Here is a 7122-nt window from a genome sequence, read left to right as displayed (position 1 = left end):
CTCTACCTCAACGCCAGATACATGGATCCCGTGCTGGGACGGTTCATCTCACCAGATGACTGGGATCCGACCAAGGAAAGCGTCGGCACCAACCGATATGCGTATGCCCAGAACGATCCCGTGAATAAAAGCGATCAGAATGGGCATGCAGTCGATCCAAATGCCGGCAAGGATCCTCTAGGAGAGGACGGAGGCGGCACCAAGACAGCGGACGACAGCGCCAATTCCAAGGAGCTTCAGGCGGCGCGGGATCAAGCAGCCAAGGATTTAGGGATCGAGAATAAGAAGAAAACTGGAAGCGCTGCAAAAGTTGCGCAGTCAGTCACGGTCGACGATCTGCCATCGGGAACCCCGATTCAGCCCTATGGAGAGCTATCAGTTCCGAAGAATCAAGTACCGCCCGGTTCACGTCATGTTTTATCGTTTAGGCAATATGTTCAGGACGACAAAACACGAGATTGGTGGGTAAGCTTTCATGGGCCTATGGCAGGTGCGACGTTATCAATGACGACGGATGACAACGGCCAAGTTAATGGGTACACTTTATCGCCGCCGGGAAGTCCACCCGTGGAAAAGGGGGAGAGAAAAAACCCGATCTCTGGCTTTAGAATTGGCTTTCGAAATCCCGTTACAAATGAAGGCTTATGTCAGAACTTTCAATGCTCAACGTCAGGCAATTTCACCAGTTACGGGGCGGACTGTACCGAATGATAGCGATCTTGCCCACTATCCTATAGATCCATTCAATTCATTGAGGTTTCCGTAATGAGTGATCGGATATCATGGGTTGAGAATACCGAAGTAACTTTGATTAGAATTGAATTGTATTCGGTTGTGATCGAGGCTTTATCCTTAGACACGGGAGATAGGGTATCGATAGATATAAACAGCGATTTTAAAGTCTATTTTTCAGGGGAACTCTCAAAGTACGATGTCGTAAAACACCATGGATCACTTCCAATTCTTTGGAATTTAATAGGTATGAGCATAGTTTCAGTTAAATTTGATCAAAACGCCCTCGAAATAGAGTTAAACGACGGCGTACGCATCTCTGTCGAACTAAAAGTTGGAAAGTTGGAGCAAGTTAGCTTTCGTCGCACAAAGCCAGATACGCTCGAACACCTTCCCTGAAGTCTCGGTAATTATGGAATTACCGTTACAGTGCACTTTTTTGCTGTGCACGGCCGCCCGCTCCTGCGGAACCCGTAGCTCCGGCTTGCCGACACGGGTGACAAGGGTGCGGTCATAATAACCCGAGCGGTAGCCAAGCCGCTCCGGTGTGCGTTCGCTCTTCGAAGCGCCCGAGCGCCTCGTCCATTTCGGCCTCGAGCACCTCCTGCATCACCGTACGGATCACTGGGATCACTTCGTGCAGACCCTCGGGGTTCGAAAAGCAGAATGTCTCTGACGGTAGCGCTGGCGGTCTTACTTTCAGTCTTGGTCATGGTGCCGTTCCTTCGCGGGAATCAGGTGACGTTGAACATCACCAGCCTGCCATGACCGCCCTCTCTCAGTAAATTTGCACAACTCTCAGCACATTTGGATGCCGCCGCGAGCGCAAGGAGAATCTTCGAAAGGCAGTATAGCGGCGCGTAGTCGGGTGCTGACATCTGTCCGGCCCCTGATGCGGCCTTCCATTTGCCGCCGGCCCGTATGGGAGTTCGCCGATCGGATCCATATCACTACCGCGCGCTCGAGGCGCTCTGTGCTGAACTGGTTTTTCCGATCCGTCTCTCATCGACTGTCGCGCCATACCTCTCCGTGTGACCTTCCTACAGCCGCACCGCACGAGCCCCGAGAACATGTGCTTCGGCCGTCGGCGGTGATGGAGTTTCATGCCTCCATAAAGCTTCTTGCGGGCTTGCCCTGCATCCCATAGCTCATCGTCGATGATACGCGGATGCGGCACTTCAACGACCTGCCAGGTTTCCGGCAGATTCGGCCGCGAGATGCGCTTCCCAGTCTCGGGATCCTTGCGCATTTGGAGACGATTGAAGACGAGCAGCCCGATATAGGCTTCGTTGTAGAGAAAGCCGCTTCTCCGCTTGAGATTGCCATTGATGGTCGAGGCGCCCCAGGCACCCCCAAAGGGTGATGGGATACCTTCCCTGTTGAGGCCTGCAGCTATCGTACGCGCCGATTGACCAGCCGCGAACTCCCGAAAAATCCGACGCACGACCTCGGCTTGATCCTCATCGATCTCGCGCAGACCGCGGATCGGTTCGCCGCGTTCATCGAGCTTTTTGACCACGCGATAGCCATAGGAGAGGCCGCCGGCGTTGTAGCCGTTCAATATGCGGCCGCTTTGGTCCCGCCTGATCTTGGCGGCAAGATCGCGCAGGAACAACGCGTTCATCGTTCCTTTCAGGCCCACGTGCAGTTCGTCTACGGCGCCCTCAGAGAGAGTGACGATCCTGACACCTGCAAAGCGCAGCCGCTTGAAGAGGCCGGCTACGTCTTCCTGGTCGCGTGACAGGCGATCGAGTGCCTCGGCTAGAACGATCTCAAATTGCCCGCTTTGAGCATCGGCGAGAAGCCGCTGGATGTCTGGTCGACGGATGATGCTTGAGCCCGATATCGCGGCATCGACATAGGTTCCAACGACAGTCCACCTCTCCCTGGCCGCGAGCTCTCAGCAAAGCCGCAGCTGATCCTCGATAGAGGCTTCGCGCTGGTTGTCGGATGAGTAACGAGCATACAGCGCGACACGGGTCATGAACCGCTCCTCTTCCTCTCTTTGCTAATGTCCGCCGCCGTCCCCACCCTCCCGTTCTGACGGTGTTTTCTCAAGAGGATGAACTTTGTTGTCGTTGGCCGCCTGCAATTCCTCGAAATGCTCCCGAGCAACCCGCCGACCCAACAAACGGGCGATCGACAGGACGGCTCGTTCAGCCATGTCTCGTGCCGACATGTCAGCCCTGTAATCGTGGCTTGCGCTGTCGTTCCCAGGTTTGGCCTCATCCACCATGGCATGCCCGCTCTTCTGTGTAGATCGAGGGCATTGAGCGGCGTGGTGATCAGCAAGACAACTTCAGTTGCCGAGCTGTCGTAGTGTGGCGTGCAAATACTTGAACACTGCGATTTGGAATTCCGAAGCCAGGCCAAATTACCAAAAGGTCGGTCCTCTTGCAATATCGCACGCGATATCCAATATGTCTGTATGAGACTGCTTCTCGATACGGCGACCATGGTGGCGGCGATCCGAAGTGACGCTGGCGCCTCGCGCCAACTGTTGGTGGCGGCTTTGGAGCGCCGGCTGACGCTCATCGCTTCGGTGCCGTTGATGGTCGAGTACGAGGCGGTCATGACAAGGCCCGAGCACCTTGAGGCTTCCGGCCTGCTGGCTGAAGATGTGAACGCGTTGCTAGATGCGGTGGCGGCCGTCGCCGAGCCGGTTCGCCTTGTTTTCCTCTGGCGACCCGCCGTTCGCGACCCGGACGACGACATGGTGCTGGAAGCTGCGGTAAACGGACGGGCGGATGCTATAGTGACGTTCAACCTGCGCGACTTCGGCAAGGTGGCCGAGCGCTTCGGTATCATGGTCCTGTCGCCGGGTGAGGCGCTGAGACGATTGGAGAGAAAGACATGAGGAGAAGCAATTTCGCACTGCGGCTTCAGCTCTCGCTTCTCGATGAGGCGCGCAAGGTGGCGGAGAGCGAGGGCGTGCCGCTCAACCAGTTCATTAATGTGGCAGTCGCTGAGAAGCTTTCGGCGCTGCGCACGGAAAGCTACTTTCAGGAACGCGCTGCCCGTGCCGACATCCCCAAGGCGCTGCACATCCTGAAACGGGCCGGCAAAGGGAAGGCGCCGATCAAGGGCGACGAACTGCCGGAGTAACCCAGCCTGAGGGGTGGAGCGGTATCGTTCGTATCGCAGCCTTGCCTGCGTCCGAAGCGTCCGCTGGGCCGAAAACTGCCGGTCCAGGCTGGCGCGGCACGCGCCACCGCGAAGCGGCTCTGGCCTTGACGGGCTGGCTTCGGTCCGGCTTTCTCTCGACAAGCGGGCAGTTCTCTTGCCGGACATAATCTCCCCATCTATCGGGAAGAGTCTGGACGAGCCTTGCCGGACGCTGCTTCCGCCACGGCATTGGGCGAACCCGCTTGAAGAGGGCGAATACCCGAAACCAGAATCGATACTCCTGTGTCCGCCCGTCGCAACGCGCCGACACGGCGCCCCAGGCGATTGCGGCTGTCTTTCCCCACAGGGCTGTCGCTGCCTCTGCAGCTTCAGGCCACGGTCCATTTGTGCACGGCGGCATCGCGGTTGAAGGCATCCAGCAGATCGGGATCGCTCACCGCCGGATGGTGAGATGCCGCAAGAGTGCTCTGTGCTGGCAATTCCTGGCGGTTGAAGGGTGACGTGAGGCAGACGCTTCGCGCAAGTTGAGGGGTTCTCGGCTGACGCCGGAAGTTGGGTTGGATGGGCTTCATAGCTCGCCTCCTTCTTCGTCTTTCAGGCGCGGAAACAGCAGCCAGCCCGCCGCTTGCCGAGCTTGCGACGCTGCTCGCCGCGAATGAACTGTTCCGGCATCGTCTGCTCGGCGATGAGCACCAGATCGCTGAGCGCCGAGCGGATTTGCGGCCAAGGGAACACGGAGCATTCCTCCCAGGCTTCGCCCTCGCGCAACACGGCATCGAGCTTGCCCGCCACACCGGCGAGAGTCGTAGCGGGGGTCGTTGAGAACGCTTCCAGCAGATCCTGTGCCCGGTCGCCAGCCTCGCACTCGGCCTTGAGCGCGGCGGTGTAACCAGCCTCCTCGGCAGCTGCATCCCAGCGAGCCTGATGTGCCGCAAAATCAGCTTCGGCCTTCTCGCGGAGAGCTGCCATATCCGGCCCCTCGCCGAGCACTTCATTGAGCGCCTCGATCGAGTGGACCGCCACGTCCTCACCCTCGGGCACGCAGACGGTCGCACAAGGAAAGCCGACGCCGATATTGAAAAAGCGGCTATGGATCAACAAGAATCGTATCACGGTTACGAAATGAATGCAGTTCAGTGCAAAATGGCACGTGTCGCGTTGGGCTGGGGAACTCGAGAGTTAGCCCTAAACGCAAACGTATCTCCCGATACCATCGCGCGGTTGGAAAGAGGCGAACAGCTAAAGAATTCAACCCTCGCCGATATTCGTGCAGTCTTCGAAGCGGCCGGGATCGAATTCATTCCAGAGAACGGTGGCGGCGCTGGTGTTCGCTTGTCACAGCGTTCCGCTGGCGCATGACAATCGGCTTTTTTGAGCCGCCGCACATGTGCGGCTAGCGGCCCAAATGGGCGCTTCAGCGCCAACAGGCGAACCAACACGTACGTCCGCAATGGGCCTGATCCCGGACCTTCGCACCGAGCTCTCACATGTCCGCTCGCGTGCTGGGTACCCTAGCAGCGGACGGTCTGCTCGGCCCCATTTCTGCCGCCTCGGACCGCGTGGGTAGTGGGAGAAATACGGCCCGATTCCATTCATCCGCTCCCGGCTGTCGCAAAAGTTATATAGCGCAAACGATGACATAGGGGTTCTCAGTTTCATCCTGTCGGGCGCAGCATTGCCGCAGTTCGCTTGCCGACAACTATTCCTGCTGGAATTGACAGGGCCAATCTTCAGGCCTCGTCAAGCCAGAAGGCAACTCGGTCCGGGCGTCTCCGCAAGCCATGTTGAGCTGCCACTGGGACAGACCCACCGAATTGGAAAGGTCGACGCCCTCGATACGGGTCAGAAAGAAAAAGGCGCGGTCAAAGTCTATCGGCGCGGTGAACGTCGCTCCTCGGAAGTCCGCCCGTGCGAGATTGGCAAACGAGAAGCGGCTGCCGCTGATATCGGCGTCATGGAACTGGGCACGCCCCAATTCTGCCTTTGTGAAATCAACATTGGTCAGATTGGCGCCCTGGAAATTCGAGCGCTGTATTTCCGCGCTCGCAAACACAGCGCCCTGCGCGTCCATACGGCTGAAGTCGGTCCTGTAGGCCTCGATTCTGTCGAACCGGGCGCCTTTGGCGGTCGAGTCGGCCAGGGAAGCACGCACAAGCGTTGCCTTCTCAAGATTTGCGGCAACGAGATTGCTGTTCCTGAGGTCGGTCGAAGTGAAATCAACACCGAACAGGTTCGCCCCGCTCAGGTCCTGTCCTTCTAGGATGAGAAGCTTCTTGTCACACTCGTGCCAATTGACGCCAGGCGTCGCGGCTGCGTCGCAATTTTGAGCGGCAGTGGCGTTCTGCCAAGCAAACACAGTGCAAACCGCTAGAACCAAGCCGGATGCGCCGTAAGCTCTGGTTCGCCTCAAAGTCATTGTTGCTGGACCTCTGCTACTCGCCGACACTCAACCTTACCACATCTGCTGACACTCGAGCCACGGTGACCACCGCCGTCACCGTTAGCGCATTTCTCATATTCAAGCTTTGATGTTGATCAACCGATCACCCCGCGCGTAGGGCGCGATTTGCGAGCGCCTCCCATATCATCGGCGGTCCAGCAGAGATTCATTTGTCACCGGCCAGGCGCATCATTCCGTAGGTATGCTTGACTAAGCCGAGGAGAGCGGTCGTTCAGGCTGGCGAAGTCGCGTGCCAAGATTGGCCTCCGCTCTGGACGTTTGTCTCGCTAATTGGGAGCCTGCTCGGGTGCTGACCGCCACCGCCGCCGTCCGCTGCCGACAAGCGTGAATCCGCTTGGTTCCGCACCGATCGGTACTTCCCGACGGCGAGGGTGACCCGGCACAGGGTGCTCGTCGCATATCCTGATTCCGCTGTCGCATGAACCCCACGACTTCGCTTAGCGAGGCCGAAGTTGATCTCTGCCATCTCCCAGGTCGAAGCATCAACCCCGTATATTTGTGTCGTAAGCTGACGTGCCGCGAATACGCCTTTTTCGGTTGGCGGGCTTTATGGCGGACGCGCAACCTATTCTTGTATTTTTATTGATGTAAACAATGACTTATGGCGGTGAGGGAGGATTCGAACTCCGCGCTTGGAAGAGCGTCCTTCTCGTCTTCACCGTGCAGGCCGGTTACTCTGGGCGGCAGAGTGCCCTTCCGCGCTTCGTTTCCGATATCAGCGCCGGCAACTGACCAAGGCATAGCGGGCTCGTAACGATAAGGACGGTTCTCGCTATTGGAGGACCGCAACGGGTTGGCGAGTC

The 7122-nt window shown here is 57.9% G+C and carries 12 protein-coding genes and 1 pseudogene; 5 read left to right on the top strand and 8 right to left on the bottom strand.

What is annotated here, in order from left to right; translation table 11 throughout:
• The coding region (locus tag NKJ08_RS37730) for an RHS repeat-associated core domain-containing protein (protein ID WP_352786246.1) at positions 1-711 on the top strand (711 nt) is incomplete at its 5' end.
• 54 nt (positions 712-765) lie between these two features.
• The gene (locus tag NKJ08_RS37725) at positions 766-1131 is read left to right on the top strand and encodes a hypothetical protein (RefSeq protein ID WP_352786249.1); all 366 of its coding nucleotides are present in this window, start codon (positions 766-768) and stop codon (positions 1129-1131) included.
• A gap of 33 nt (positions 1132-1164) precedes the next feature.
• On the opposite strand, the pseudogene NKJ08_RS37720 reads toward NKJ08_RS37725, so the two are convergent.
• From NKJ08_RS37720 to NKJ08_RS37710, 3 genes and pseudogenes are all read right to left on the bottom strand, one after another.
• A pseudogene (locus tag NKJ08_RS37720) lies at positions 1165-1445 on the bottom strand (transposase); the annotation flags it as partial.
• 65 nt (positions 1446-1510) lie between these two features.
• Positions 1511-2578, bottom strand: a complete 1068-nt coding sequence (locus NKJ08_RS37715) for a recombinase family protein (protein WP_352786248.1) — start codon at positions 2576-2578, stop codon at positions 1511-1513.
• Positions 2579-2740: 162 nt separating this feature from the next.
• The gene (locus NKJ08_RS37710) at positions 2741-2968 is read right to left on the bottom strand and encodes a hypothetical protein (RefSeq protein ID WP_352786245.1); all 228 of its coding nucleotides are present in this window, start codon (positions 2966-2968) and stop codon (positions 2741-2743) included.
• 192 nt (positions 2969-3160) lie between these two features.
• Between NKJ08_RS37710 and NKJ08_RS37705 the strand changes: the two genes are divergently transcribed.
• Together NKJ08_RS37705 and NKJ08_RS37700 are read left to right on the top strand one after the other, a co-directional pair.
• Positions 3161-3589, top strand: a complete 429-nt coding sequence (locus tag NKJ08_RS37705; protein WP_352786243.1) for a putative toxin-antitoxin system toxin component, PIN family — start codon at positions 3161-3163, stop codon at positions 3587-3589.
• Complete coding sequence (locus tag NKJ08_RS37700) at positions 3586-3837, top strand: toxin-antitoxin system HicB family antitoxin (protein ID WP_352474558.1); 252 nt, start codon at positions 3586-3588, stop codon at positions 3835-3837. The genes NKJ08_RS37705 and NKJ08_RS37700 overlap by 4 nt, the downstream gene beginning before the upstream one ends.
• On the opposite strand, the gene NKJ08_RS39200 is transcribed toward NKJ08_RS37700, so the two are convergent.
• The 3 genes from NKJ08_RS39200 to NKJ08_RS37690 are packed head-to-tail and all read right to left on the bottom strand — an operon-like array spanning position 3812 to position 4959.
• Positions 3812-4258 (bottom strand): Y4oE-related protein, encoded by a 447-nt coding sequence (locus tag NKJ08_RS39200; protein ID WP_502901111.1) that lies wholly within the window; start codon positions 4256-4258, stop codon positions 3812-3814. The genes NKJ08_RS37700 and NKJ08_RS39200 overlap by 26 nt on opposite strands.
• Entirely contained in the window at positions 4227-4430 is a 204-nt protein-coding gene (locus NKJ08_RS37695; protein ID WP_352786242.1) for a hypothetical protein, read from the bottom strand. The genes NKJ08_RS39200 and NKJ08_RS37695 overlap by 32 nt, the downstream gene beginning before the upstream one ends.
• Positions 4431-4452: 22 nt before the next feature.
• Positions 4453-4959: a hypothetical protein gene (locus NKJ08_RS37690; RefSeq protein WP_023722513.1), complete on the bottom strand. Its 507-nt coding sequence runs from the start codon at positions 4957-4959 to the stop codon at positions 4453-4455.
• 21 nt (positions 4960-4980) lie between these two features.
• Between NKJ08_RS37690 and NKJ08_RS37685 the strand changes: the two genes are divergently transcribed.
• A complete protein-coding gene (locus tag NKJ08_RS37685; RefSeq protein ID WP_352786247.1) occupies positions 4981-5217 on the top strand; it encodes a helix-turn-helix domain-containing protein in 237 nt (78 codons plus the stop codon).
• A gap of 340 nt (positions 5218-5557) precedes the next feature.
• On the opposite strand, the gene NKJ08_RS37680 is transcribed toward NKJ08_RS37685, so the two are convergent.
• A complete protein-coding gene (locus NKJ08_RS37680; protein ID WP_352786241.1) occupies positions 5558-6274 on the bottom strand; it encodes a pentapeptide repeat-containing protein in 717 nt (238 codons plus the stop codon).
• A 624-nt stretch (positions 6275-6898) separates the two neighbouring features.
• Positions 6899-7122: hypothetical protein (locus tag NKJ08_RS37675; RefSeq protein WP_352786239.1), on the bottom strand; the 224-nt coding region annotated here is incomplete at its 5' end.

Origin of the sequence: Mesorhizobium sp. M0244, assembly GCF_040321795.1 — a bacterium.
Lineage (GTDB): Bacteria > Pseudomonadota > Alphaproteobacteria > Rhizobiales > Rhizobiaceae > Mesorhizobium.
The sequence above is the reverse complement of the archived record's forward strand: the minus strand, read 5'-3'. Positions and strand labels throughout refer to the sequence as shown.